Below are 26,986 nucleotides of genomic sequence, written 5' to 3' on the forward strand. Positions count from 1 at the left end.
GGGGCAGGTGCCGGAGACAGTCGACGAGTTCCAGCGAATACCGTACGAACCGGCGCGGGACGGGCGCGTGGAGATGCATTCCGGACTCTCCCGGCACTACCCGACGCTGCATGCGAATCTGGTGTCGCCCAGCGGCAACCCTGATCGACGCGTCGGCATCCTGATGGCGCACCCGTCGAGCGACTTCCTGTCGCACTTCCTGCTCCGCGGATTCGCCGCCGCCGGCATCCCCACGATGGGTCTCAACACCCGCTACTCCTCCAACGAGCCGGCACTGATCATGGAACGCGCGGCCCTGGACGTGGGCGCCGGTGTGCGGTGGATGAAGGACGAGCTCGGGTTCGAGAAGGTCGTTCTCCTCGGATTCAGCGGCGGCGGTTCGCTGTCCGCGTTCTACCAGTCGCAGGCCGAGACTCCGACGATCACGACGACTCCCGCCGGAGACACTGTCGATCTCGCGTCGGCGGAGCTCGTTCCTGCGGATGCCCTCATGCTCGTCGGAGCGCACTCCGGACGCGCTCGCGTCCTGCGCCACTGGATCGACGGAGCAGTCGTGGACGAGTCCGACCCGTCCTCGGTCGCCCCCGACCTCGACCTCTACGCACCTGGACGTACGACGCCACTCGACCGCACGTGGGTCGAGGAGTACCGGGCGGCGCAGCTCTCCCGCATGCGCAGGATCGACACGTGGGCGTGGAGAGAACTGGAGGATCTCACTCGGGGCGGGGCGTCGGACCGAGCCTTCGTCGTCCATCGCACCGTGGCAGATCCGCGCTTCGTCGACATGACGCTGGATCCGAGTGATCGGCTGCCGGGCAGCATGTACGGGAATCCGGTCGCGGCCAATTCCGCCGCGGGCGGACTCGCGCGCTTCGTCTCGGTCCGCAGCTGGCTCAGCACGTGGAGCCTCGACCACACGAACGCGGATGCCGTGCGCAACCTGACCGACGTGAGGGTTCCCACCCTCGTCATGCCTCTGCTCGGCGACCAAGCCGCCTTCGCCGACGATGCGCGCGCGATGGCCGCAGCTCGCGGCGGCGCGACGGTCGTCGAGATGCCCCACCTGAACCACTACCTGGTCGATCAACCCGACGGAGTCGACCGAGTCACCACCGCAGCGCTGGCATGGCTGACGGACGCACTGTCGGAGAGGACATCGAGATGACCAGCGCCACGCGCACTCCTACCGCGTTCACCTACTGGGAAAACCGGCAGAGTCCCCGCATCCAACGCGCCGAAGCACTGTTCGAGCGAGTGTTCCGGTCGTCGCCTTTCCCCAGCGATGACGCCGCGAGGGAGTTCTGCGAGAGTCTGTTTCTCGGCGACACAGTGGCCGAGAACTTCGTCGACGAGGTGTATGCGGCAGACCCGACCGGAACACGCGCCCTCCTCGACCGTGCACTCGCTCACGGGATCGATTCTCTTCCCGACGTTCCCGAGAGCATGCGCATCCTGTTCGACGAGTTCGAGACCGAACCGGACTGGCTCGACACCGATCTGGTCGAGCGCGGGGCCGCGGTGTGGCGACGGTGGGGCACGATGCTGTTCACCGTTGCCGGCGGCATCACCCTCGAGATGTACACCGAGGCCGCCGTCGCCACACCGCTGTCACTGGCAGGCGGGTACGCCGGCGACAACGCGATGCGCCGATTCCTCGAGACCTGCAAGTTCTGGATCGACACCTCCGAGCCGGGTGCCCTGTCCCGCATCGGGTCCGAGGGCCGAGCCACCGCGATGAAGGTCCGCGTCATGCACGTCGCCGTACGTCGCAAGGTCGACGGACACCCTGAGTGGGATCGCGAGAAGTGGGGCTACCCCATCAGCCAGGGGTACCAGATGCTGACTCTCCTCGGCGGCAGCACCGTCCCTGCTCTGGCTCTGCGGCTGGTGGGTCTGCAGACCACCGCCGACGAGATCCGGGCGTTGCTCCATTTCCAGAAGTACATGGGCCACCTGCTGGGTGTCGCCGTGTCGAACTTCCCCACCACCATCGCCGACTCACTACGCATGACGGCGATGGTGTCGGCCGCCCGCAGTTACGACGCCGGACCACACGGCAAGGAACTCATCGAGTCCTTCCCCGCAGGCTTCGCACCGCGCCCCGAGCAGCGAGGCCTCGCGCGTCTCCGCGCGCGGTACAACTACGGCATTCACGGCGCTTACACCGCTCTCTTCATGAGTCCGGTGACACGGTCGGACTACACGATGCCTCGGGCGTTCCCGTGGGTCCTGATCATCCTCCTGCGCTTCCCTCTCCTGACAGCGATCGAGCTCTCCCGACGATTCCTACCCGGAGTGGCGCCCGTCGTCGAGAAGGTCGCTGTGGCACAACGACTCCGGTGGTACCGGGACCAGATGAACGGCCGCGAGGCCGAATTCGACGCGAACGGAGCACTGCGACGATGACCGAGTATCTATCCGGCTTCGGCAACCAACACCAGTCCGAAGCCCTCGACGGTGCACTCCCCCGAGGTCAGAACTCGCCGCAGCGAGCGCCCCACGGCCTCTACGCGGAGCAACTGTCCGCGACGGCGTTCACCGAGCCGCGAGAGGTCAACCGACGCACCTGGACGTACCGGATCCGCCCCAGCGCAGCGCACCCGCGGTATCACCCCATCGACCACCCGACGCTCCGATCCGCGCCGCTGAGTGACGGAGTTCTCGACGTGAACCGGCTTCGGTGGAATCCCGTGGCCCGACCCTTCGATGCGGCCGACTTTCTCGACGGCCTCACGACCATCGCTGCGAACGGTGATGTGCTGCAGCGTGACGGCATCGCGATCCACCTGTACCACGCGACACGATCGATGACCGACCGCTACGTTGCAGACCTGGACGGAGAATTGCTGATCGTTCCCCAGTCCGGCCGTCTACGGATACACACCGAGGTCGGAATCGTCGACGTCGCTCCCGGCGAGATCGCCGTCGTCGGACGGGCCATCACGTTCCGAGTCGTGCTGCTCGACGACGATGCCGCGGGCTATGTGTGCGAGAACTACGGGTCCTACTTCACCCTCCCCGAACTCGGACCCATCGGCGCGAACGGTCTCGCCCACGCGCGGGACTTCCACTACACCGTCGCAGCATTCGAGGACGACGACCGACCCGTCGAGAAGATCCAGAAGTTCGGCGGCCGACTCTTCTCGACAGAGCTGGACCACTCGCCTCTCGACGTGGTGGCCTGGCACGGCAATCACGGTGTGTACAAGTACGACACCGCCGACTTCAACGTCATGGGGACACTCGGGTGGGATCACCCCGACCCGTCGATCTTCACGCTCCTGACGTCGCCCTCCGAACGGCCGGGACAGGCGAATGTGGATCTCGCCATCTTCCCGCCGCGCTGGAACGTCGCCGAGCACACGTTCCGGCCCCCGCACTTCCATCGCAACGTCATGACCGAGTTCATGGGACTGGTCCGGGGGCAACACGATTCCAAGGCGGAAGGCTTCCTGCCCGGGGGTGCAAGTCTGCACAACATGTGGGGTGCGCACGGACCGGACCAGGAGACCTTCGACCTCGCCACCGCGGCCGACCTGGCACCGCAGAAGCTCGAAGGATCGTTGCCGTTCATGTTCGAGACGCGGCTCCCCCTGCTCGTCACCCCACTCGCCCACGACGCGCCGCATCGCCAGCCGGATTACGACTCCTCGTGGGCCGGACTGCAGCGCCATTTCACGTCTCCCCTCACTCCCAGCAACCCGGAGCAGCCATGACCGCGAGCACGCCCACCCGTCCCTCTGTCGCCCTGCCCGATCCGCTGCTGCGTATCGGCGGCGCCTCGCAGGCTGCCTCCGGTGGGCAGACCTACGACAGCATCGATCCGACCACGGGTGCTCTCGTCACCTCCGTCGCTGCCGGCGCCGAGGCCGACGTCGACCGGGCCGTGCGCGCTGCACGTGCGCAGTTCGACGGTGACTGGTCGCGCGTCAGCGGCCCGGAACGTACGAGGATCCTTCTCACGATCGCGGATCTGATCGATCGCGACTGCGAGACCCTCGCCGCACTCGAAGCAGTCGAGATGGGCAAGTTGTTCCGCGACTCCGTGAACGGCGATATCCCGGCCGCTGCCGCGGTGTTCCGGCACTTCGCTGGGTGGGCGGACAAGATCTCCGGAACCACCGTCATGCTGCCGGACTTCGGACCGCAACGCCGGTTCGGCTACACCGTTCGGCAGCCCCTCGGTGTCGTCGCCGCGATCACGCCGTGGAACAACCCGCTGTTGATCGCCGCGTGGAAGCTGGCACCCGCACTCGCTGCAGGGAACACGGTGGTGATCAAGCCCGCGGAGGACGCGTCCCTGTCCACGCTGCACCTCGCGGATCTGTGTGCCGAAGCCGGTCTACCGCCGGGTGTGCTCAACGTGGTCACCGGTCTGGGCGTGACCGCCGGTGCCGCCTTGGCCGGCCATCCCGGTGTGGACAAGGTGTCCTTCACCGGCAGTCCCCGTGTCGGCCGGCAGATCCAGGCGGTCGCGGGCAGCACCTTCCGCAAGATCGTCCTCGAACTGGGGGGTAAGGCACCGCAACTGATCTTCGAGGACGCCGACCTCGACGCGGCGATGCCGTGGATCGCGATGGGCAACTTCTATCACCAGGGCCAGGTGTGTGCCGCGGGCACGCGCGTCCTCGCACACGAGTCCGTCGTCGATCGTGTCGTCGAGGGACTGGTCGCGGCGGCCGACGCTGCCGTGATCGGCGACCCGTTCGACGACACCAGCACGATGGGCACCATCGTCAACGGACGTCAGCTCGATCGCATCATGGGATACATCGACTCCGGTGTCAGCGAGGGCGCAGAGCTGATCACCGGTGGGCGGCGGATCGAGGGACCGGGACAGTTCGTGCAGCCCACCGTCTTCCGCGGACACAACGACCTCACCATCGCCAGGGAGGAGATCTTCGGTCCCGTCGCCACCGTCATCAGCTTCTCGTCCACCGAGGAAGCCGTCGCGATCGCCAACGACACGCAGTACGGGCTGAATGCGATGGTGTACTCGCAGAACATCTCCCGAGTGCACTCCGTCGTCGAGCAACTTCGTGTGGGCACCGTGTGGGTGAACGGGTGGGGTGTGCCGGATCCGGCTCTGCCGTGGGGCGGACGCGGTGCGAGCGGGGTCGGCCGCGAACTCGGCCGTACCGGGCTCGACGGAGACACCGAAGAGAAGACCGTCCACATCGGATTCTCCGCATGAGCGCGCCGGAGATCGTCGAGACCTGGAACGGCCCCGGCCGCCGCGACGCGCGACTGACCGACGTCCACCCGCGCCACAATGCCGCTCATCCCGTGCCGGGGAGCCGGTCCGGCTTCGAGCACTGGTACTTCGACGCCCACCTCGACGACGGTCACACCATCATCGGGTTCCTCAACCTGCGCCGGCCGGAAGAGCCTGCGCTGGTGGCGAAACCGAGCGTGGAGATCTTGATCTACGCACCCGACGGCTCACGGCGGCAGATTTTCGTCCGTCACTCCAAGAAGGACGCCACCGCGTCGATCGCCGCCTGCGACGTCGTCGTGGGGCCTAATCACGCGTGGGCGGAGTTCCCCGCCGACGGGCTCCCCATCCATCACCTCTACCTGTCGGAGGAGGACGTCACCTTCGATCTCCGCTTCCACAACGAACTTCCGAGCTGGATGCCCGGCGAGGGAGAGACGTTGTTCGGAGGCACCGACGTCTTCGGCTGGGTCGTCGCCGCGCCGCGTGCGCGGGTCGAGGGATCCATCACCATCGCCGGAAGAACCACTGCCGTCACCGGGCGCGGCTACGCGGACCACAACTGGGGCGCGGGCGACATGAAGCGCGTCATCGACCGCTGGCACTGGGGCCGACTGTACGACGACGACTATTCCTTGCTCTATGCCTTGGTCAAGACGCAGGCTCGGCTCGGTGCCCACGAGAGTCGCCCACTGATGTTGGCGTACAAGGGCGAGATCGTCCTGAGCTCCGGCGAAGCGGACGTCACCGAGGGGCCGATGGTGTTCAACGAGATCGCCAATCGGTCGTACCCCGCGTGGCTCCGCATCGAGGTACCGGGACAGGTGTCCCTCCTGCTGACCGTCCAGAACGTCGTGCACGCCCACGACCTGCTGGACGAGGTTCCCATCGCCGGCCATCGTATGTTCCGCCCGTTGCTCTACAGCCTCGTCGGACACCCCGGGTACTTCCGCTTCGACTCGACGTTCGAAATGACCGTCGTACGTGACGGGGTCACCGAAACTCGAACGGGCCGAACACTTCACGAGCTCGTCGCCCTGAACTGACGCCTACGATTCCAGGGAGACATCCGATGCACACACACTCGAAGGGCGTGCGACCCGCCGCCGTCACGTTCACTGCGGGACTCGCGCTCGCGGTGATCTCTGCGGTCGCGCCGTCTGCCTTCGCCGCACCGAACGATGTTCTGGGCAGCTTCCAGCTTCGAGACTGCGTCGAGGTGTCCGCCATCGTCTCAGTGCCACCCGAGCGCGCAGCCGCCGCACTGCCGGACGGCTACACCTCCTCGTCGTTCATCGGATTGCCCGGTGGCCCCGGCATTCCGGGTAATTCATCGCTCCTGATGGGTGTCGAGACCTGCCAGAGCGGGATCATCGACGGCGTCCCCGTCGACGGTCCCGTCGCCTTCGGTGAGCGCGTCCTCTCCGTCGACCGCAAGGATGCTCGGCCGGGATACCACTTCTACGCCGTCGAGCAGGTCACAGACAACCAGCAGATCTACGACTTGATGCGGGAGGCCGGATTCGACATCGCATTGGTGCCGGGAGTCGGCGCCACTGCCGACGCAGTCGGAGGAATCTCGGAGGGCGGCTCCGTACGGATCGTGGACGAGGCGCCCGTTCCACGCGTGCCGTCGCCTCTCGGGCAGGTCAGCATCTGGAAGGACACCGAGAACAGCAGAAGTGCTCTCCGCTTGACGGTCCATCGGCCGACGGCGCAGGCCGGGATCGGGCACGTGACCGCCGAGCCGAATTCACCCATCGCGTTCCTGATGGGCACCGAGACGGCAACGGGAATCGGAGCGATCAACAGGTTCGACTTCGATGCTCGGGTGGAGGTGGTGCGCTGACCCACACGGGAACAGTCGTGGTCCAGAAGATCGGCTGTCGATCACCCGGCCACTGCTCGTAACCGCTCGACCTCGCTGCGAGAGTGGCGTACGGACTCGGTGTCCTCCCCCTTCTCGCGGGCGACATCGTGCGCCAGGTCCAGAACGGCGCGACGCAGATGTGTGCGGGCTCGTCGGGCCTTCCGAGTGGGCGCGGACTTCACGAATGCCTTGCGGGCCTTCGTGTCCAGCACACCGTCGACCTCGGCATCGGTGACGACACCGGCCTCGACTTCCGGGGCGAGGATGTCGCGGACGAACTGATACTCACGCGGTGCGGCCCGGCGGAACGCGATGGTCAGCACCGTGAACCCGATGACGACCGACGCCAGGAGCACCACGAAGTTTCCCAGACCGCCGCCACCGAGACCGCCGGCGTCGTCCCATGTGAAGTGGAGGAACATGCCGGCGACGACGAAGGCCGCACCACGCCAGACCCGCCGGGGTTGCGCTGCCGTCCCGATCAGATAGACGGCTCCGGTGCAGACGAGGGCACTGAACAGAGGGTGGGAGGCGAAGCTGACGGCGATGCGTACGACGGACATGTGCACCGCGTTGCCCACGGGATCGGTGCCGAATGCCCGAGCAGTGGAACTCGCCGCGTAGAGGAAGTCCTCGAACACGGCGAATCCGAGCCCGATGAACGCTCCGACGATGAGGCCGTCGTTCGCGGTGCGGATGAGACGCGGGGCGAGGCTCATCAGGAGCAGGAAACCACAGAGTTTGGCCGCCTCCTCGGTGAACGGTGCCGTCGCACCTGCCGCCCAGTTCGCGCTCCATTCCTGACCGAACAGCTTGGGGTAGATGCCGAGCATCGCCGTATTGACGGTCATCGCGAAAGCGAACGTTGCCGGGACAGCGCCCCACACGAGGGCAGCGACCACGAGCCCGCCTGGTTGCCGCTCCCACCGGTCGATGTGATGGAACCAGGCGAGCCACGCGAGTCCGCACAACCCGCACAGCACCGCTGCGACCGCGAACCCTTCGGCGTAGAACCCGGCGTCGGGTGCGAAGAACGCCCACGCCTGGAACGCACCTATGGCGGTCAGCGCCAGGTAGACCCAGAAGGAGAGGTTGTGAGGCTGCACGAAGTGGAATCTCGCACCCCACCCGGAGATCTCGACTGCTTCCGCTCGGCGCTGACCAGCTTCCGTGCCGACCGTCTCGGGAGACGTGCGGGGGTCGACAGTGCTCATGCGTCGTACCCATCCACGGTACGGATGCTCGCGATCATCGCTCGGACGTCGTCGAGGGCTGCGGTCATCTGGGTGGGTGGCCCGTAGGCAGTGATGTCGACCCCTGTGCCGCCGAGAACGAAGGCCGCGATCACCCCGTCGCTTCGCACGCTGTTGTAGGGCTGCGCGACTCCGGTCTCGCCGGCCGCCGTGGTGAGAGTGGCCCTGTTCCCGTCGACCCGGAAGGTGGGGTCGTCCGTCCGGGACGTGACCTTCTGCACCTGGTCGAGCAGCTGATCGGGAGTGCCGTCGTACGAGTCTGTCGACACCTGGAAGGTGATGCCGGCCCCGGCGAGGGTGGCATCGCCGAACGTGCCTCCGTCTCCGACACGGAAGCCGGACTCGACGTCGTAACCGGCGACGGGGGTGAAGACGAGGGTGTCGGTGAGTGCAAGCTGCTGCCCTGCCAGAACGGGGTCGTCCCAGTCGAGGGCAGCGTCGATGCGCGGAACCACCACGGTGAAGACCAGGAACACAGCGAGCACGACGAGCGCCGGCGGCCACGTTCGACGGTCGAGACCCAGCACACGATGTTCGACCGGTACTCGATGTCGATGTGCAGGAGCGTTCAACAGTGGTGTCACGGATACCCCTCGAACTCGTCGTTGTTCGTACTTTGTCACAAACCACGCGGTCCGTGCAGTCCGCTGTGAACGACCTCGACGAGAACGGCGAGTCGAGTGTCAGAGTCCGGCGATCACCCGATCGAGCCACTCGACCATGACCGCGCGCTCGGCGGCGCTCAACGTGTCCAACGCCGGCGTGATCGCACGAAAAGCGACCGCGGCGGCGGCGTGGTCGTCCTGCTCGCGGTCGGGCGGGTCGGTGAGGATCTGCCGCATGACGGCATCGAACATCGCGTCGGCCAACTCGTCGTCGCGGTCCTCGGCCGGAGTCGCGAGAAGCACCGAGATCGTGCCCACACCCGCTGCCTGGACGAGTCCGAGCGCCCGTTGTTCGCTCACCCGCAGTCGGCCCGTCTCGGCGACCCTGTGTATCCGAGCCCGGAGGACGTCCATGCCGGCCTGCGCCGCGCGAGATCGTGTCAGGTGCTGCGGGCCGTTCATCATCCGGAACAGTTCCGGGTTGGCGATGCCGAACTCGACCTGCGTCAGCCACCCGTCGTGCAGGTCCACGAGGGGATCCACGCCCTGCGACGCGGCCGTCTCGGTGATGCGTCTCTTCATCGAGACATGCTCGGCCAGAACATGTTCTGCGACGGATTCCAGGAGACCGTCCTTGTCACCGAACAGTCGATAGATGGTCGGGGGCTGTACGTCGGCACCCTCGGCAACCCCACGAGTGGTCACTGCGGCCACGCCGTGATCGCGCAGCAGGGCGGCCGCGACCTCGATGATCCGCGCCCGGACGTCGTCTCGAGTGCTGGTCGGCTTGATCACGTTCCAACGATAACAGTCTCGTGATACCGTTGTGTTTCCATCGATAACACCGGTGCGATACCAACGAAACTGAGGCACTCATGATCGTCATCACCGGCGCCACCGGCGCGCTGAACGGCGCCACTGTCGACCACCTGCTCAGACATCGCCCCGCTTCGGAGATCGCGGTGGCGGTCAGAGACGCGTCCAGGGCCCGACGCTTCGCCGATCTCGGCATCGAGGTGCGCCACGGCGACTACGCAGACCCGGCGTCGCTGCCGGACGCGTTCGCGAATACCGATCAGCTGCTGCTCGTCTCGTCCAGTGATCCGAGGGCCGACGCAGTCTCCCTGCACCGCAACGCGATCGACGCGGCCGTCACCGCGGGCGTGGGGCGAATCTTGTACACGAGTCATCAGGGGGCCGCGGACGACACGCCATTCGGTCCGGGTCGAGACCACGCGGCGACGGAGCGGCTGCTGGCGGGTTCCGGCCTGCCGTGGACCTCGCTGCGCAACGGCTTCTACGCCCACAGCCTGGCCTGGTCGACTGGCCCCTGGCGCGAGTCCGGCGTCATCACCGTTCCGGCCGACGGTCCGGTGTCGTGGACGTCCCGAGCGGATTCGGCGGAGGCTGCGGCGGCGATCATCGCATCGAACGGCGCGTACGACGGACCGGTCACGGTGACCGCCGAGTCCGCACCCACCTTCGAGGAGGTGGCGGCGATCGCTTCCGACGTGGCCGGGCGGACGGTACGGCGAGTCCTGATGGACCCTGAGGACTGGATCGCAGCCCGGGTCGCTTCGGGACAGCCGGAATTCGCGGCTCGCTTCACACTCGGGATGTTCGACGCTGCAGCCGGCGGTTGGTTCGCCGGCATCGATCCCCTGCTGGGACAGTTGCTCGGCAGGTCGCCTGCGACCGTGCGCGACGCGCTGACTCTCGCGTAGCCTCCACGGCGCCCGTCAAAGGTCGAGGGTGGCACTCCAGGACAGCGAGACTCAGACCGGTCGTTCCGCCCTCACCCGCAGCCGTTGTGCTGATCGGCATGTTCGGAGGACAATCACCGGATCGGTGACGTGTTCGGTGGGAGGGTGTGCGATGTCTGTGTCGTGGGAGTCTCTGTCTCGTCGGCGCGGCGTACGGGTGACCGGCGGGCTCGTCGGCGTGTACGTCGGCCTGGTGGCCTACTGGTTCGTGCAGGATGCCGCCCACCGTGTGGCAGCGCGGAAGGCTGAGGCATAGCCTCCGTTCGTGCCGCTCCGAGTCTTCGTCCGATGTGAGGGGTTGTCGGACAACAGGATGCCCCTATGACGCCGACCCTGAGTGCCGCATCGACGACGGGGACCGACCCATGGTGCGGGTGAACGCTCGCGAGAACGCCGCGTCGGACCCGTATCCGAACGAGGCCGCGACCGAGGAGATGGTGGCGTTCGATCTCGCGAGCTCCGCCGCCGCGAGCTGCATGCGCCGACGGGTCAGGTGTACCAGCGGGGCCTCACCCACCAGCGCGGTGAAGCGCGCGGCGAAGGCGGATCGAGACATCGCCGCCGTCCGAGCCAGATCCGCCACCGTCCACGGCCGCTCCGGATACCGATGCATCGCGATGACCGCGGCACCGATCTGTCTGTCGCGCAACGCCCCCAGCCAGCCGCCGATCTCAGCGCCCTCCTCTCGGAGCCACGCTCGGACGAGATCGATGATCAGGATGTCGGCAAGCCGCGTCACCACGGCCTCCCCACCCGGCCGGCGGGCAGCGGCCTCGTTCGCGAGCAGTTCCAGTACCGCGGCCGAGACCGCAGACCCGCGATCACCCACCAGCACATCGGGCAGCACGTCGAGGAGTGAGCGGGCAGTCGGATGATCGAACTTCACGGCGCCACAGATCAACACGGCCCGCTCGCCCCCGCCGCCGTGCTCGAGAACGATGAAGCGGTCCGAGATCCACTCGGGCTCCGGGTCGTACATCGACACCGACAGGGATGACGGATCGTCCACCACTCGGTGGCCTCGACCGTGCGGGACCAGCACGCACTCACCCTCGCCCACCAGCCGAGGGTCCGTCCCCGGCAGCTCGAGCAGGCACGATCCCACCACCGGTGCGTGAAACCACAGGCAGTCCTCCATCGCGGGGATGTCGAGACCCCAGGGAGCCGTCAGTTCCGATCGAACGTAGAACACCCCACGCATCCGCAGCGAGTGCAGGGCGTCGCCGAGCGCATCGTCACCGCGCCACATCCTGGACGATCGATCATCAACGGTGGACTCCACGGTATTCATTGTCCACCACGAACCCGGCACCGTGAATATCGTGACCACACAACGAACCATCACTGTTCTCGGCGCCACCGGCCGAACCGGACGACGCCTCACCGACACGCTCCTCGGCCGCGGATGGAAAGTACGCCGTGTCGCGCGCACCGCACGGCCCCACCCACACCCGGCTGCCACCACGCACACGGGCGACCTGACCGACACCGACTTCCTCACCACCGCGTTCACCGGCGTGGACGCGGCCTACGTCCTCGTCCCGTTCGACCCCACAGCACCCGACGTCCGAGCACACATGAACGACATCGGGTCCTCCATCACCGACGCACTCCGACGAGCACGGGTGCCACGCGTCGTCGCACTCAGTTCTCTCGGCGCCGAACTCGAGCACGGGACCGGATTCCTCACCGCACTGCACGCTCAGGAGCAGCGACTCACCGCCCTCGAGACCGATCTCGTCCTTCTCCGACCCGGCTACTTCTTCGACAATCTCGACCCCGTCCTGCCCCACCTTCGCCACATCGGGGCACTCCAGGACTCCATCGCCCCCGACGTGCCCCTGCCGATGGTGGCGGCCGGAGACGTCGGCGCAGCCGCGGCCGACGCAGTCGAGGAACCCGAGCACCAGGGCACCACCATCCGCGAGATCAGGACCGCAGTCGATCTCACCCTGATGGACGTCGCCGCCGCGGTCGGCCGAGCACAGGGCATCGGCCATCTCCCCTACCAGCAGCTCCCCGACGAGGAGACGATCACCCAGCTACTCCAGGTCGGATTCTCCGACGATGGTGCGAGATTGCAGGTCGAGATGCACCACGCATTCTCTGCAGGACGCGTCGCCGCGGCGGGGGACGACCCCCACGCCCCGACGACGGTGGACGACTACCTGGCGTCGCTCACGTGCGCGTCTACCGAAAGCGTGGCGTTCCCGCGTGTGCTCACGACGCCGTGGTCGAGCCCCTGATCACAGCTGCCACGAGATCAGGATCGTCCCACGTGGGAACGTGCCCCAGATGCTCGTGGACGATGACGGCGGCGAGGGACGGCAGCCCGTCGAGGTCCGTCTCCGCTGCACGGATGAGCGGGTCTCTGCCCCCGTAGACCACGGTGATCGGGACATCGATCTCGGCTCCGCCGCCGAAGCGAGTGCCTTCGAGGGCTGACATCGTGCGGTCGAAGTCGCACGTGGCGAGGTTGCGTGCATCGTCGGCTGCCACCACCGACGGGATGCGCCACGGACGGCCGAACAGCCCGAACAAGGCAACGGTCCGCAGCAGTGGCCGGCGCAGGAGGAACCCCGCACCCGGAACGCGAGACCCGTGCACCCACACGGAGAAGAGCACCTGCCGACGCACACGGGCTGTGCCGCCCGTCGAGCGCCACAGCCCGGCGGGCATGAGCGCACACACGGACGTCGCCCGACCACGGCGCGCGATCTCCAACGAGAGCCACCCGCCGAGCGAATTGCCCACGAGGTGCGCACTGTCCCAGCCCAGTTCGTCCATCACCAGCTCCACCCGGTCAGCCAGTCGCGCCGGCGTGGGTGCGTCACCGTCGCCGAGGGGATCGCTCTCTCCGAAGCCCGGGAGATCGATCGCGACGGTGTCGAAGTGATCAGCCAGTGTCGGAATCACGGGGTCCCACATCTGATGTCGATGCCCGATCCCGTGAATCAGGAGCATGGGGGCTCCCCGGCCGGTCCTGCTGTAACGAGGCAGTGCGGAGACATCGATGTCGGTCACGGGACAAGTATCGGTCCGAGACGGGCACCACCGATGTGGAGTGTGGCCAGTATCCGTGCGATGGGTCGGGACATTCGACAACCGAGCCGTGCGCGTGCGGTCACGCGGGAGCGACGACCAGCTCGGGTGGAGTCGTCTGAACGGCTCAGAGGTGGCGCGCAGCGAAGTCCACCGCGCACCGCAGCGTCTCGCGGCCTTCCGGAAGTACGCCTGCCAACACGGGAAATGCGTGCACCTGACCCCGCCACACATGGGTCTCGACGATCCGGCCGGCGTCCTCGAGCTTGCGCGTCATCGCCTCCACGTCCGGGCGCATCAACTCGTACTGCGCCGAGGACAGGAAGACCGGCGGAAACACCGACGGATCGGCATCGATCGGAGACGCTGCGCCCGGGATGGCGTCCGGCCCGTTCATCCAACGATCCTCCAGCGCGAGAACCTGTTTCATCGGCAGATACGCGTCCCGCTTCATGAACGCACGGGAATGGCTCCTCAGGTCCAGATTGAGCAACGGCGAGAATCCCAGAACGGCCGCGGGTGGTGTCAACCCTTCCAGCACAGCCAGTTCGGCGACCTTCATCGCGAGGTAACCGCCGGCCGAGTCTCCCGCCACGATGATCTTCGACGGATCGGCCACCGTCGCCGACGCGGCGCGGTAGGCGGCCATGGCATCGAAGATCGACGTACCGATGCCGCCGTACGGAATCTGCCGGTACTCCACGGAGTACACCGGAACACCCGCACGGGCGGCGATCATGGCACACGCACCGCGGTGGGTCGCCAGTCCGCAGAAGACGAAGCCGCCGCCGTGAAAGTAGAGAACCGTCGCACCGGCCAGAGAGCCGGTGGCCGTCCGAGGATGTGTCGTCTTCTCGCAGGGCACACCACCGAGAACCACCTGGTCGATAGTGACGCGAGGCGGCTTCGGCAGTCGGTCGACGACGCGATCGAGGTGCCCGATGGCCTTGATGCCGCCGTCGGTGAGCGGCCACATACTCAGGGTCGGCTTGAGGAGCGCCTTCATCGCCGTCGACAGGACGCGTGCCTGCGGACTGATGTCGTCGTGCCAGGTGAGTGTGCCCGTCATCGTCTCGTCGTTCCCCTCGTGCGATGAAGCGTGGAGACGATCGACGCTATCAGCCCGGCTCCGTGCACCGATTCCGACAGACTCGAGCTCGGCTGTGCTCGTGGGAGCTCGACTCGGGTTTCCCTCGTGAACGTGCTGGGTACGCACACGATGAACATCCCTGGACGCACTAGACAAGTTCGGTGGTTCACCGTGAAACGCATCGTCGTCGCCCTGTCGGTACTGGCTCTCGTCGCCGGCTGTTCAACCGACGACACTGCACCTGCGCCGACGCAGACACCCGCCGCCGAACCGGCTAGGGCGCCCGCAGCGCAGGATCCGATCGGCACCGTCGTTCCGCTTCCGGGCGCACCCGAGGGAATCGTCGTCACGTCGTCCGGCATCGCCGTCGCCGCAGTGCGTGAACCCGATGGCCTGAGGCTGCTCGACGCGGCGACCGGAGTCGAGCGATCGTTCGTGCCGACGGTCGGCGCCCCGCGGCACCTCTCCCTCGCCGGCCCGGACGGACCGGTACTCGCGCCCCTGGAGTCCAGTGACGAACTGCTCCTGGTCGATCCGGCGAACGGAGCGACGCTCTCCACCACCCGGGGCGTCGGACGGCAACCGCACGATGCCGTGGTGACGGCCGACGGCACGACCGTCGTGACCAACGAGATGGGCGGCGGAGCCGTCTTCGTCCGCAACGGTGTCGTGACAGCATCTCTCCCCGCCGGCCCCGTACAGCCGGGCGGCGTTGCGGCCGTCGGCATTTACGCAGCTGTCGCAGATGTGCAGGGCAACGGGATCTGGATCTACAGCGGGCCGGACCAGAAGCTGGTTGCACAGGCCCCACTGGGAATCAAACTGACGCATGCGACATCCCTCGGCGCCGACCTCGCTGCCTTCGCCGACACAGACGGTGGCGCGGTCTACCTCGAACGCATCACTCCCGACATCAGCGAGGTCGCTCGCATCGACGCACCCGGTAATCCTTACGGGCTCGCCTACGACGCCGATCGGAAGCTCCTTCTGATCACGCTGACCGAGAGCAACATCCTTCGTGTCGTCGATGTGGCCGAGCCGGCATCGCCGCGGATCGTGGTCGACTTGCCGACGGTTCGTCAGGCCAATTCCGTTGCCGTGGATCCACGAACGGGAAACGTGTTGGTGACAGGCAGTGATCCCGGCGCGGACTCGAGCCTGCAGATCATCCCGGCCGACAGTGTCGACGTGTCGTGACACGTGCTCGTGCGGCGTTCACGATCGGTGTTCAGTGAACACCCGGCGCAACCCGACGAAGCGCACCACCGTGGCCACGAGGTTCGCGGCCACCAGGACGGACACCTCGATTGCTCGCGATGCATCGGGTACCCACCTGTGGAGGAGTACCAACGAGCCGCTGGTGACCGCCAGCCCGAGGGCGAAGACGACGAGCCCTTGCACGTACTGGCGAACGATCGCATCGGTTCCACGGATTCCGAAGGTGAACCGGCGGTTGATCGCGGTGTTGGCGAGCGCAGAGACGAGGAGCGCGAGCACGTTCGCGGCCTGGGACGACATGACGACTCGGAACACCAGAAACAACAGAACGTACGCGGCGGCGCTCGCACCGCCGACCAGATAGAAGCGGAACAGCACACTCCGGGTGCCGGAGGTCGCGGTCAGAGTGTCTCCCCCGTCGGCCTCGAAACAGGGAGTGCAGCCACGCATCGAGCGAACTCGCTGTCCGGGTGGCACTGTCGTGCGATCGGGTCGAGATCGACGAGTTCGTCGGCGTCACGCAGAGTCGGTGCTGCACCGACGACGAGGCTGCAGCGCTGCAGGGCGTCCCGGGTGTCGTCCCCGGTGCGGTCGGTGGACATCTCCACTGCTCGTAGGGCCTGCGCATCAGATGCGTCGTGCAGTCCGAGCACCCACCATCCTCCGTCCTCGGCACGGCCCAGGATCGCCGACGACGGCTCCAAGGCTCGACCGATGTCGGCCAGCATCGCGGGGTCGACCTGCGGTGTGTCCATGCCGATCTGCACGACGGGGCCTGATCCGGCGGCGTCGTGATGTGCGTGGATCAACCGTTCCGCGAAATCGTCGCCGCGCTGGTCGATGACGTCGAAGTCAACCAGTGACCTCTGAATGTCGTCGCTGCGCATCGCCTCGGCCAAGTCGCCGGTCATCGCGACCACCCGCCGGGCGAAAGGAGCCTGCCTCGCCGCGGCGAGTGTGTCGAGCAGCGCCGCGGCCGCCACCGACGCGGCGTCCTCGGCGGTCATGGCGGCCATCAGTCGAGTCTTGGCAAAGCCGGGTACCGGCGCTTTCGCGATAACGAGCAGCGTCGCATCGATCATGGAATCACCTTCGCAAAATCCCAGACGGCCACCACCGTGCCGCGAACCGATCCCGACACCTTCGACACTCCCCCGGTCCGCGGGCGGTACGAGATGTCGTGCTCGACCACTGTCCACCCTGCCCGAGCGGCGAGAACCAACAGCTGCAGCGGGTAGCCGGAGCGTCGGTCCGGGACGTCGAGCGAGAGCAGATCGTCGCGGCGGGCCACCCGAAGAGCGCCGATGTCGTGGACGTCGATCTTCAGTCGTCTGCGTAGACGCCAGGCGATGGCCGTGTTGCCGAGGCGGGCGTGCCACGGCGAGCCACTGCGATGCACCGGACGTCGCCTCCCGACGACGAGCTGAGCAGAGTCCAGCGCTGCGACGAGACCGGGCAATTCGCGCGGGTCCATCGAACCGTCCCCGTCCATGACAGCCACGACCGTCGTTCGAGCAGCGGTGATTCCCGCGTGCACGGCTGACCCGTATCCGGGTATCGCCTCGACGACCACCTCGGCCCCGTGCGCGCGGGCCACGTCCGCGGTGCCGTCGGTGGACCCGTTGTCGACGACCAGGCGGTGATAGCCGTCGGGCACGGCGTCGAGAACATCGGGGAGAGACTGCGCCTCGTTGCGGCACGGGAGTACGACGGTCACATCGGAACGTTCGATCATCGTCACACCACCGGGGCCGAGCCGTCGGATGCCGCCCGTAGCGGTGCGGACGCGAACCGCGTCAGCCCCTCGTCCGGACCGACGGCAGCTCGGAATCCGAGAATTCTGTCGGCCCGAGCAGCACCGGCAACGATGTGCCGCACGTCGCCGGGACGGAACTGACCCGTCACCGCCGGTTCGATGCCGCCGCCGTGTGCACGACACAGAATGCGGGCCACGTCACCGATCGAGATCGGGTGTCCCGAACAGACGTTGCAGGCCACGAACCCCGCTCCGTCGTGCTCGACGGCGGCAAGGTTGGCGGCGGCGACGTCCCGGACATCGACGAAATCTCGCATCTGCCCACCGTCCTCGTACACAGTCGGTGATTCACCGCCCTCGAGCGATGAGCGGAACATCGCGGCGACACCGGAATACGGTGTGTCACGCGGCATTCGGTCACCGTAGACGTTGTGGTAGCGCAGCGCCGTGACCGATCCGCCCGTCGCCAGCGACCAGGCGAGTGCATAGTTTTCCTGCGCGAGTTTGCTTGCTGCATAGAGACTTCGGGGCTCCATCGGAGCGTCCTCGTCCACCGTCTCCCACGTCACCGGCTCGTCACCCTCCGGGCACTTCGCATCGAACACCCCGTTCCGCAGATCCGACGGGTTCCGGGGGCGCGGACGGACGACACCGTGCACGGGGCAGCGGTAGCGACCTTCGCCGTAGACGACCATCGACGACGCGAGAACCAGCTTCCGACACTCGGCTCGGGCCATCGCGGCAAGTACTTCGGCAGTACCCAGATCGTTGTGGCTGGCGTAGGCGGGTGCATCCGCGGTGCTGACGCCGGCTCCGACGACGGCGGCCTGGTGACACACCACGTCGACCCCCGCCATGACATCGTCCAGAGCGCGGGGGTCGCGGACGTCGACAGTCGTGACGTTCGGCGCGTGCCGCGGCGTCGAGCCGTGTGCCGAAGGCAGGAACGCGTCGACAGCCGTTACGTCGTGGTCGGCCGCCAGTAGTGCTTCGTGAATGTGTTCGCCGATGAAACCGGCCGCGCCTGTGAGTAACACGTGCATCGTTTCTCCTTGTCGTGTCGACCGAGGGGGCGGGTCGCTCACCAGTTCGTGTACGTCAGATGGTTGATCGCGAGTGCCAGCACGACTTGCGCTGCCAGCCAGAAGCGCACCGAGCGATCCCCGATCGCGACAGTGGCAACCGTCATCCACACTTGGAACGGCAGCCAGATGCGCTCCGTCTCCGCCTTGCTCAGCCTGCTCAGGTCCGCGAACGCCACCGCCAGCAGAGCGGCCACCACGAGCAGAGTCACAGGCTCGGCACGTCGCACACGCGGCAGTGACACCACGTGGGACAGGGCAGCGGGCACCGCGAGTCCCACCGCACACACCAGAGCCGCGATGTTGCCCCAACTCCAGTACTGGAACGGGCGCGCTGACGCGATGCCCTGCCAATATCGTTCCTGGACCGCGACGTACCCGTCGAACCACCAGAAGCCCGACGCGGTGAAGAGTCCGGCAACGACGAGGGCGCCACCGATCGCCGGTAGCAATGGCCGCACGCGGCGGGAGGCGATGAGGACCGCCAGAGCAACCAGGCCCATCAGAGCGAGTCCGTAGTTGAGATAGACCGAGAACCCCAGCAGGAGACCCGCCGCGAAGGCCGCGACGTCGTGTCGCGCTCGTCGCCCGGCTGCAGCGACGGCCAGGAGGGCGATGCCCCAGGCGGACACACCGGTGAAGAATCCGTCCGCGGAGACACCGATCCAGATCGCGCTGGGAGCGATCACGGCGAACGGGATCAACCGTCGAGCGGTGTCGCGGTCGACGAGCGCCGCCACAGCGACAACCGTGGCCACGGCGGCAGACGACCCGACGATCACGCACAACCATGCGGCCGCCGCGCCTCCACCGAGTCCGATGCGGTCCAACCACACGAACGTCAGGATGGCGCCGGGGGGATGGCCGGAGACGTGCGTGGCCCACGAGTCCGCCTGGCCGTCGACGATCCGGTCGGAAAACCCACGCAGCGTGGCCCCGATGTCGTCGATCCCGCCGACTTCGGACAGATACTCGTCGCGGGACGTCAACTTGTCGACGAACCCTTTCTGCCAGCCGTCGATCGCAGCCAGACCGACGGTCCAGACAAGGGTCGTCGCCCAGGTGACAAGGAGCAGCGGACGCCACGACATGCGTGCCGCCACGGACGGGCCGAGGATCACCACCAGGACGCCGACGATCACCGCGACCGGAGTCCCCGGCCCCACATGAGCGCCCCACCGCCCGAACAGAGGCGCGAGCGACGCGAAATCGTCGAAGTCGAAACCCATGCCGCCGATCAGCGGAGTGACGACGGCATTCTCCCGCCGCGCCACGACCACTGCCGCGACGACCAGTGCAGCCGCGAGTAGTGCGCCGATCAGTTCCGGAACTCGAGGAACCCACCCGCGCCGCCGATCGGTCGCGGTCGGGCCGCTCACTCGGAAGTCTCGGGGGCCGAACCGTACGGGGGTTTGACGAAGTGAGCGAAGTGCCGACCGGCGATCGCGGTCACACCGACCGGTACCAGCCCTCGTGCCGCGGCGAGTGGCGCCAGCGTGTCCGCATCGATTCGCGCCCAGTCGTACCAGGGCCCCGCAGTCTCGTCGTTCTCGATACGCAGACATTCGGCGACGAATCCCGTTCCGGGCGTTGCCACTTCGACGTGCACCGTCCCGCTCTCGCACGCGATGTCGTGCGCACGACCGATGACACGGCCGGGATCACCACCGATGCCGATGTTCCCGTCGACGAGAAGCACTGTGTCCCAATGCCCTTCGTGTGGAACAATGTCGAAGATGTCGGCCAGCTCGGCTTTGGCACCACGTTCGCGGACCAGCGCGACAGCTGCCGGGGACGTGTCCACACCCATCGCCGATACTCCCCGTCGCCGCAGTTCCTCGACCAACCGGCCCGGCCCGCACGCGAGATCGATCGTGCGCCCCCGGCAGAGGGCGAGCAACGTCTCGTCCACTGCGCGGTCATCGGCGTCTGCGTGCTCGCCGCCGAGCCAACGCCCGACCGGCAACAAGTTCCGTCGGCCGTCCCGGTGCCGCACCCACCACGCGGTACCGGTGGAGGCAGTGTCGAACAGAACATCGAAATTGTCAGGGGCCTCGCCCGCCGAAGTCGCTGTCACGCTTGTCCCTTCTACAGACCCCGACTGGTCCGGCACTTCCTCGATGTGGATGATTGTCCATTCCCGGTGGACGTCGGCGACAAACGTCGCGTTCAGTCGTTTTCCACGTTCAGGGCCGTCGCCCGACTCGTCGACACGATCCGGCCCACATCGGTGTCGATGTGGGCCGGGTAGGAGGCTGTGCCTCGTTACTGCGTGTTGACGGTGATCGTGGCGACTCCCACGAGCAGTCCCGGGGTGACGGCGTCGGTCTTGAATGTCTCGTTCAGCAGGCCGGCGGCGGTCTCGGAGATATGCACGGTCGTGCCCTGCAGAATCGCGGTGTTGTTCGGGCCGGTGGCCAGCGGCTCGAGCGTGCGGCCGTCGAGATCGAACAGCACGGCGTCGGTGGCGGCGCTCTCACCGTTGACGGTCACATCACCCATGAGCAGCGAGGTGCCCGGATCGATGACGAAGTTCGTCAGCTCCACCGTGGTACCGCCGGCGGTCAGCGACAATCCGCTGCCTTCGTGGTCGATGGAGCCCTGCACGTACGGATCGACCGTGCCCGGCGTCCAGTACTTGACGTTGCCGCCGGTGATCGGGAATCGAAGTGATCCGTCCGCGAGGGTCGCCGTGCCCACGGTTCCCGGGGTCAACCCGAGCGTGGTCAGAGCGTCCGTGAAGCCGGTATCGAGCGCAACGGCGGTGTCCACGCCGGTCAAAGCATCGACCTGCGCGGCAGGTTCGGGCTGAGTGGACGTCGATGCGGCGGCGGAGGAGGACGAACTGGACGTCGTCGCTGCCGATCCGCCGTCGTCACTGGACGAGCAGGCGGCCAGCGGAATCAGGGACATCACGCCGATCGCAGTAGCGGCCACGGATTTACGGATGGTGAACATATCAGCTCCTTGTCGTCGGTAATGGTTACTCCACATTCGCCGCGACACGGCCAATGGATGGTGTTCGACCGCAATCGTTCCCGCGGCCACCTGCGTGGCAGCGATGGTGGAACCTCACCCGATCGGACGTAGAACGTTGTAGCGCAGCCATTTTCGCGCTACATCTACGCGCCCTGTGTATCCGTCCGGTCGTGGCCGCGTGGCGTCGCAGGTGACGGCCGCCTCACCGCCGCGAGCACCCGCACCAGGAACACGGCGACGCTGATCGCGACCATGACCGCCACAAGCCACAGCCACCGCTCGAGATACGGGTCACGGTTCAGGCCCGTGGCCGCGACGATGGCAGTGTCGTCGGTGTTCAGGACGCCCGGGAAGAAGACCAGCAGAGTCAGCGCGGCGCCGAGAGCCGGCACCCGGATGTGCTGCCGCACCGAAACCTGTCGAACCGTCCAGGTGCGAGTCGGACGCGTCGCCCGATCCGCCAGCGAGTACAGCGGGTACAGAACGAGGTCGTGCAGGATCGCCGCGCCGATGAACCACACGGCGATCGACTGCCACCACCTGTCCGGGTTCCACAGTGCCTCCACCCCGAGAGTCAGGACGGCGGCACCCGCGAGGACGAAGGACACGACCATGACGGCCGCGTGAGCCGCGCCTGCCCCATACAGCCGCCTCATCGATCGGCCCCGCCTGCGAAGTCGATACGCGACACCCACTTGGTGTTGTGGACACCGGGAAGGCCCGGAACGATCACCCGCGCGGGATAGCCGTGGTCGAGCGACAGCGCCGCACCGTTGACGGTCAACGCGAGAAGCGAATCCGGATGCCACACCTGGTTCTGCGCCAGCGTCGCCTGCGCGAACGCACCTCCCTGTTCCAGCGAGGCCACTGTGGCGGTGCCGTCGGTCACGCCGGCGAGGCCGGCGAGGTCCCGCAGGCGCACCCCGGTCCACTCCTGCGTCGTCGACCACCCCTCGACGCACGCGATCGGCAATACCGCGGTGTGCTGATCCATCGCCTCGAGTGCTGCTCGGTCGAGAACCACGCTCGTCGTTCCCGACAACTCCACACGCCACGAATCCCCGGTGGACGCCGGATCGATTCCCGCTGCGACCGCCGTGCGATTGATCTGGAAGTCGTTCGGCCCGTCGCCGTAGGAGCGGCCGCGGGGCACCAGCAGAGCGGTGGATCGCAACGGCCCGTCGATGGTCTGCCCGATGGTGAGTGCCGCCAGCAGTCCGCTCCCGCCGGCCACGAGTGCAAGGGCCCCGCGCCGAGAGATGCCGTCCGGCGCCTTCTGCTCGTGCTCCGGTTCCACCCCGGCCGCTCGGTTGCGCTCCCGGAGCACCTCGGACAGCGACGTCTGCCGCAACGTCCTCCACATGACCGGAACCTTGACGGCCACGTGCGCGAGGAATCCGGCAATGAACACCCATGCCCCGAAGTAGTGGGCCGTGTAGAAGTCGAAACCGAAGACGTAGTCGTACTGGATGTTGAGCACACCGGTGACGATCTCGAACAGCACACCACCGACGAGCATCAACAGGCTGAGCCGCTCGAGCGCCTGCGCCGGGGATCGGACCGGCGGCCACTGCACCAGCTTCGGCATCACTGACCACAGCTTCGCGAGCACCAACGGAATGATGACGATGCCGAGCGTGACGTGCAGGCCCTGGTTCACCCGGTAGATCCAGGACGGATCGGTCGGCCAGTCGAACTGGGGCACTCTCAACCACCCCACGTCCCCGGGGCGGGCTTGTCCGAACTCGGGACCGTAGGCGATGTAGGACAACAGCCCGGTCACGGTGATCACCGGCAGCGACACCAGGAGAACGGCGCCGAACACCGATGTCAACCACGGACCGCGAATCGCACTCCGGAACTGAGGCAGAGGAGGCAACGGCACAACCCTTTCGACTAACCCGACGACTGGTGTACGCCAGCGTCGCACGGCGACGGTCAGTGCGCAGGCAACCGGCGCGCACGCCGACGAATTACCACCCGGCTGCCATCGCACACGTGACTGCCCGCCACACCTCGCGCCGTGGATGTCGCGGGCGATCGGCTCGACAGTCCATATCGAGTCGGCAGGGACGTCGGTATCGGCGATTCCAGACCGGGTGGGCCACGAGACTGGCCGTCCTGTCCGACAGCAGCTTCCTCCCTCCAGCAGTGAGCGGATCTGGATCTATGAGATGTCACCAGGCATTTTCACAAAATATGTGCAGTTCACTGATGTACTCCGCGGTGGTGGCCGGGACTTCCTCGGCAGGCTCGGGGCCGTGAACGTGGGGAGTCGTGTGATGCGTCGGAGTGTTGTTCGTGCTGTTGTCGGGGCTGCTGCTGTGGTCCCGTTGTGTCTGGTAGCTGCGGGGTCGGCGTCGGCTGCTCCGAACGATGTGACGTTCACGGCGGTGGAGGTCGACCCGGGCGACGGCTCGGGGGCGATTCAGATCTCGGTGACGGCCAACGCCTTCACTGCCTTCGGCTCGCCCATCTGCACCTTCTCGATCGACGGGGTGTCGACGCAGTACTCGAGTCCCGGCATTATCTTCATCGGGAGCATGTTGTCTCAAGGACAGCGCATCCCGAGTTTCCCGGTAGGGCCGTTGGTCGATGGGTTGTATGCGGTGGACGTGTCATGCCAGGGCATCGGTGAGGTGTACTCGGTGACGAATCTGCCGGTGATCGTGGGTGCGTTCGGCGGCGGCGGCGCCACCGGGCCTGCCGGACCTACCGGACCTGGGGGGCCCGCCGGACCTGCCGGGCCTGCGGGGCCTGCGGGGCCTGCGGGACCTGCCGGGCCCGAAGGCGCACCGGGCACTCCCGGGGCTCCCGGACCTGCCGGACCTGCCGGCCCCGCAGGGCCCGCCGGTGGTCTCGGGAACATTTTCGGAAGCTGAGCTGCGGTAGGTAGTGGATGGCCCGGGCCCGTCAGGGTCCGGGCCATCGCGCGTGCGTGCGGTGGCTGCAAGGTCGGCCTCGTGCCGGTTAGCGAACCCGAGAATGCGGGTGACCGCCGCCGCCGTCGCGTCGGCACTGGAGTGTCGCCGCCTCGCCGTCGACAATCCCCTTTCCACGCCCCGATTTTCGAGCGACCAGCGGGCGGGATCATGCCGCTGTGACGCGTGCCGGTGGTCGAGTGCCATTACCTGTCAGCGTGCATCGATCCCCCCGCCCGAAAGCGTGGTCCAGCACCCACGGTTCGCGTGAACGAACGGGATGCGTTGCGAGAGCGCCATAACATTGATATACATGCGCTATGACAGCGCTCCGCGGCACTCCACATCTCGACACGATGATGGACAGTCCTCCTGCGTCTGACCGCGCGACCGCTGCATGACCGCCGTCGGACGCAGCACCTACGCCAGACTCACAGTCCTCGCAGTCGCCGCGACCGCTCTCGCCGTGGCCGGCGGATCGTATGTCCGCATGGAGTCCCTCCTGGGGGTCGGCCAGTACTCGGTCACACTGCAGCTCAGAGACTCCGGCGGCATCTTCACCAACGCCGAGGTGACATCGCGCGGCATTCCCGTGGGTCGCGTCGGAACGCTGACACTCGTCGACGCGGGGGTCGACGTCGAATTGCTGATCGACGACTCGTCCGATCCGATCTCCGCGGCGACCTCCGCCGCGGTCGCCGCACGCTCCGCCATCGGTGAGCAGTACGTGGACCTGCGGCCTGACACCGACGAGGGCCCTCACCTCCAGGACGGCTCGATCATCGACCGATCGAGGACGACGATTCCCACCCCAGTGGAGAACGTGCTGTCCAACGTCGACGGCCTCGCGCGCAGCATCCCGGTCGACGAACTGCGGACCGTCGTGACCGAACTGGGCGACGGGTTCGACGGTATGGGAGGCGACCTCGCGACACTCGTCGAGTCACTCGACTCGCTCAGTGCGGCGCAGCTCGACGCCCTCCCCGAGACGCTGGATCTCGTACGGGACGGGCGCGTCGTGCTCGACACCCAGTCCGAACAATCCTCCGCCATCATCGATTTCAGCGCGGGGCTCGACGACATCACCGCGCAGCTCCGTGCGAACGACGGTGACCTACGTCGAATAGTCGACAGCGGAATCGACGCTTCCGACGAAACCGGTGCACTGATCACCGGTGCAGGGGCAAGCGTCACATCGATCGCGAACGACGTCGCCTCGGTGGCCGCCGCGGTCAGTCCACGAGCATGGGCCCTTCGGCCGCTGCTGCAGATTCTCCCCCGGACGGCCATGGGGGCCCGAGCTCAGAGCCCCGGTGACGGAACCACCCACTTCGGCCTCGTCGTGGAGACGAACAACCCCCCACCGTGCACAGTGGGATACGAGGCCACCCAGAGAACCCTCGAGCGCGAACGTGCCGCCGATCCGGACTTCGACGAGACGACCCGGGACTTCCCGATCGATCTGTCGGTCGGATGCACAGCACCGCGAGGATCCGTGACGGGCGTCCGAGGTGCCGGCAGCGCGCCCTACATGGATCCCGCCATTCCGCAGCCCTGGGACGACAAGCCCAAGGTCGACCCCGGCGCACTCGACCTCAACCCGATCGCGAACCAGATGGCCACACTGCTCGGTGTCACGGTGCGATGATGCCTGCGACTCGACCGGAGGTGATCGGATGACGACGGTGAGCATGGGAATGCCCAGCCTGCCCGGTGTCGTACGTGCGTCCTCCGCCCTATCGGGTCCGCAGGACATGATGGTGGGCCGTCCCGATGTGCCGCACCTGCTGGACAGTTTCGGTCGCATCGCGCGGGACCTGCGCATCTCGGTCACCGAGAAGTGCTCGCTGCGATGCACCTACTGCATGCCGGCCGAGGGGCTGCCGAACCTAGAGTTCGAGCAACTGCTCACCGCGCAGGAGATCGCCCGCCTCGTCGGCATCGCCGATCGGCTCCTCGGTGTGCGCGAGGTCCGCTTCACCGGCGGCGAGCCGTTGGTCCGCAAGGACATCGTGGACATCATTGCCCTGACCTCTCAGCACGCACCCGGTGTCGAACTGTCGATGACCACCAACGGCATCGGCCTCGAACGCCGAGCGGAGCGTCTTCGCGAGGCGGGTCTGACCCGGGTCAACGTCTCTCTCGACACGATCGACCGCAAGCACTTCGCATCGTTGACCCGGCGGGACCGG

Annotated in this window: 27 protein-coding genes; 12 read left to right on the forward strand and 15 right to left on the reverse strand. The window is 67.0% G+C overall.

What is annotated here, in order from left to right; genetic code table 11:
• Positions 1–73: 73 nt before the first annotated feature.
• From BR07_RS0104885 to BR07_RS0104910, 6 genes are read left to right on the forward strand one after another with little or no spacing between them, the layout of a single operon-like run.
• Positions 74–1,165: an alpha/beta hydrolase gene (locus BR07_RS0104885; RefSeq protein WP_051613081.1), complete on the forward strand. Its 1,092-nt coding sequence runs from the start codon at positions 74–76 to the stop codon at positions 1,163–1,165.
• Complete coding sequence (locus tag BR07_RS0104890) at positions 1,162–2,406, forward strand: oxygenase MpaB family protein (RefSeq protein WP_027504467.1); 1,245 nt, start codon at positions 1,162–1,164, stop codon at positions 2,404–2,406. Before BR07_RS0104885 ends, BR07_RS0104890 begins: the two co-directional genes overlap by 4 nt.
• The gene (hmgA, locus tag BR07_RS0104895) at positions 2,403–3,716 is read left to right on the forward strand and encodes a homogentisate 1,2-dioxygenase (RefSeq protein WP_027504468.1); all 1,314 of its coding nucleotides are present in this window, start codon (positions 2,403–2,405) and stop codon (positions 3,714–3,716) included. Before BR07_RS0104890 ends, hmgA begins: the two co-directional genes overlap by 4 nt.
• Positions 3,713–5,194 (forward strand): aldehyde dehydrogenase family protein, encoded by a 1,482-nt coding sequence (locus BR07_RS0104900; RefSeq protein ID WP_027504469.1) that lies wholly within the window; start codon positions 3,713–3,715, stop codon positions 5,192–5,194. The genes hmgA and BR07_RS0104900 overlap by 4 nt, the downstream gene beginning before the upstream one ends.
• Positions 5,191–6,261 (forward strand): lipocalin-like domain-containing protein, encoded by a 1,071-nt coding sequence (locus BR07_RS0104905; RefSeq protein ID WP_051613027.1) that lies wholly within the window; start codon positions 5,191–5,193, stop codon positions 6,259–6,261. Before BR07_RS0104900 ends, BR07_RS0104905 begins: the two co-directional genes overlap by 4 nt.
• Positions 6,262–6,287: 26 nt before the next feature.
• Complete coding sequence (locus BR07_RS0104910) at positions 6,288–7,064, forward strand: hypothetical protein (RefSeq protein WP_027504471.1); 777 nt, start codon at positions 6,288–6,290, stop codon at positions 7,062–7,064.
• A 41-nt stretch (positions 7,065–7,105) separates the two neighbouring features.
• On the opposite strand, the gene BR07_RS23385 is transcribed toward BR07_RS0104910, so the two are convergent.
• The 3 genes from BR07_RS23385 to BR07_RS0104925 all read right to left on the reverse strand — a co-directional run bounded on the left by BR07_RS23385 (position 7,106) and on the right by BR07_RS0104925 (position 9,738).
• Complete coding sequence (locus BR07_RS23385; protein WP_037184086.1) at positions 7,106–8,299, reverse strand: PrsW family intramembrane metalloprotease; 1,194 nt, start codon at positions 8,297–8,299, stop codon at positions 7,106–7,108.
• Entirely contained in the window at positions 8,296–8,865 is a 570-nt protein-coding gene (locus BR07_RS23390) for a hypothetical protein (protein WP_051613028.1), read from the reverse strand. The genes BR07_RS23385 and BR07_RS23390 overlap by 4 nt, the downstream gene beginning before the upstream one ends.
• Positions 8,866–9,021: 156 nt before the next feature.
• Complete coding sequence (locus tag BR07_RS0104925; RefSeq protein ID WP_027504472.1) at positions 9,022–9,738, reverse strand: TetR/AcrR family transcriptional regulator; 717 nt, start codon at positions 9,736–9,738, stop codon at positions 9,022–9,024.
• Positions 9,739–9,818: 80 nt separating this feature from the next.
• On the opposite strand from BR07_RS0104925, the gene BR07_RS0104930 reads away from it, so the two are divergent.
• The gene (locus BR07_RS0104930; RefSeq protein WP_027504473.1) at positions 9,819–10,667 is read left to right on the forward strand and encodes an NAD(P)H-binding protein; all 849 of its coding nucleotides are present in this window, start codon (positions 9,819–9,821) and stop codon (positions 10,665–10,667) included.
• Positions 10,668–10,818: 151 nt separating this feature from the next.
• Positions 10,819–10,962, forward strand: a complete 144-nt coding sequence (locus BR07_RS26910) for a hypothetical protein (RefSeq protein ID WP_155956917.1) — start codon at positions 10,819–10,821, stop codon at positions 10,960–10,962.
• A gap of 63 nt (positions 10,963–11,025) precedes the next feature.
• On the opposite strand, the gene BR07_RS23395 is transcribed toward BR07_RS26910, so the two are convergent.
• Positions 11,026–11,988, reverse strand: coding sequence for an AraC family transcriptional regulator (locus BR07_RS23395; protein ID WP_231476183.1), 963 nt, complete (start codon positions 11,986–11,988; stop codon positions 11,026–11,028).
• Positions 11,989–12,028: 40 nt separating this feature from the next.
• On the opposite strand from BR07_RS23395, the gene BR07_RS23400 reads away from it, so the two are divergent.
• The gene (locus BR07_RS23400) at positions 12,029–12,952 is read left to right on the forward strand and encodes an NmrA family NAD(P)-binding protein (protein WP_051613029.1); all 924 of its coding nucleotides are present in this window, start codon (positions 12,029–12,031) and stop codon (positions 12,950–12,952) included.
• On the opposite strand, the gene BR07_RS0104950 is transcribed toward BR07_RS23400, so the two are convergent.
• Positions 12,927–13,730: an alpha/beta fold hydrolase gene (locus BR07_RS0104950; protein WP_027504474.1), complete on the reverse strand. Its 804-nt coding sequence runs from the start codon at positions 13,728–13,730 to the stop codon at positions 12,927–12,929. The genes BR07_RS23400 and BR07_RS0104950 overlap by 26 nt on opposite strands.
• A gap of 145 nt (positions 13,731–13,875) precedes the next feature.
• A complete protein-coding gene (locus BR07_RS0104955; RefSeq protein ID WP_027504475.1) occupies positions 13,876–14,817 on the reverse strand; it encodes an alpha/beta hydrolase in 942 nt (313 codons plus the stop codon).
• Between the two features lie 192 nt (positions 14,818–15,009).
• Here BR07_RS0104955 and BR07_RS0104960 point away from each other — a divergent pair, with 192 nt between their 5' ends.
• Entirely contained in the window at positions 15,010–16,035 is a 1,026-nt protein-coding gene (locus tag BR07_RS0104960; protein ID WP_027504476.1) for a hypothetical protein, read from the forward strand.
• 18 nt (positions 16,036–16,053) lie between these two features.
• Here BR07_RS0104960 and BR07_RS0104965 read toward each other — a convergent pair whose 3' ends face one another.
• From BR07_RS0104965 to BR07_RS0105010, 9 genes are all read right to left on the reverse strand, one after another.
• Entirely contained in the window at positions 16,054–16,506 is a 453-nt protein-coding gene (locus tag BR07_RS0104965; protein WP_037184092.1) for a GtrA family protein, read from the reverse strand.
• Positions 16,458–17,138, reverse strand: coding sequence for a TIGR04282 family arsenosugar biosynthesis glycosyltransferase (locus tag BR07_RS0104970; RefSeq protein WP_027504478.1), 681 nt, complete (start codon positions 17,136–17,138; stop codon positions 16,458–16,460). The genes BR07_RS0104965 and BR07_RS0104970 overlap by 49 nt, the downstream gene beginning before the upstream one ends.
• Positions 17,135–17,791 carry a glycosyltransferase family 2 protein gene (locus BR07_RS0104975; protein WP_027504479.1) on the reverse strand — a complete coding sequence of 219 codons (657 nt, stop codon included), beginning with the start codon at positions 17,789–17,791 and terminating at the stop codon, positions 17,135–17,137. The genes BR07_RS0104970 and BR07_RS0104975 overlap by 4 nt, the downstream gene beginning before the upstream one ends.
• A 2-nt stretch (positions 17,792–17,793) precedes the next feature.
• Positions 17,794–18,855, reverse strand: a complete 1,062-nt coding sequence (locus BR07_RS0104980) for an NAD-dependent epimerase/dehydratase family protein (RefSeq protein ID WP_027504480.1) — start codon at positions 18,853–18,855, stop codon at positions 17,794–17,796.
• A gap of 38 nt (positions 18,856–18,893) precedes the next feature.
• The gene (locus BR07_RS0104985) at positions 18,894–20,273 is read right to left on the reverse strand and encodes a hypothetical protein (protein WP_051613030.1); all 1,380 of its coding nucleotides are present in this window, start codon (positions 20,271–20,273) and stop codon (positions 18,894–18,896) included.
• Positions 20,270–20,971, reverse strand: a complete 702-nt coding sequence (locus BR07_RS23405; protein ID WP_197027722.1) for a class I SAM-dependent methyltransferase — start codon at positions 20,969–20,971, stop codon at positions 20,270–20,272. The genes BR07_RS0104985 and BR07_RS23405 overlap by 4 nt, the downstream gene beginning before the upstream one ends.
• Before the next feature lie 188 nt (positions 20,972–21,159).
• A complete protein-coding gene (locus BR07_RS0105000; RefSeq protein ID WP_027504482.1) occupies positions 21,160–21,852 on the reverse strand; it encodes a hypothetical protein in 693 nt (230 codons plus the stop codon).
• Positions 21,853–22,016: 164 nt separating this feature from the next.
• Positions 22,017–22,529 carry a hypothetical protein gene (locus BR07_RS0105005; RefSeq protein WP_027504483.1) on the reverse strand — a complete coding sequence of 171 codons (513 nt, stop codon included), beginning with the start codon at positions 22,527–22,529 and terminating at the stop codon, positions 22,017–22,019.
• Positions 22,526–23,758, reverse strand: coding sequence for a molybdopterin-dependent oxidoreductase (locus BR07_RS0105010; protein WP_027504484.1), 1,233 nt, complete (start codon positions 23,756–23,758; stop codon positions 22,526–22,528). Before BR07_RS0105010 ends, BR07_RS0105005 begins: the two co-directional genes overlap by 4 nt.
• 1,433 nt (positions 23,759–25,191) lie before the next feature.
• On the opposite strand from BR07_RS0105010, the gene BR07_RS0105020 reads away from it, so the two are divergent.
• Both BR07_RS0105020 and BR07_RS0105025 read left to right on the forward strand, forming a co-directional pair.
• Positions 25,192–26,442, forward strand: coding sequence for an MCE family protein (locus BR07_RS0105020; RefSeq protein WP_027504485.1), 1,251 nt, complete (start codon positions 25,192–25,194; stop codon positions 26,440–26,442).
• 28 nt (positions 26,443–26,470) lie between these two features.
• Positions 26,471–26,986: radical SAM protein (locus BR07_RS0105025; protein ID WP_037184098.1), on the forward strand; the 516-nt coding region annotated here is incomplete at its 3' end.

The sequence above is a fragment of the Rhodococcus sp. UNC23MFCrub1.1 genome (genome assembly GCF_000686025.1).
Classification (GTDB): Bacteria; Actinomycetota; Actinomycetes; order Mycobacteriales; family Mycobacteriaceae; genus Rhodococcoides.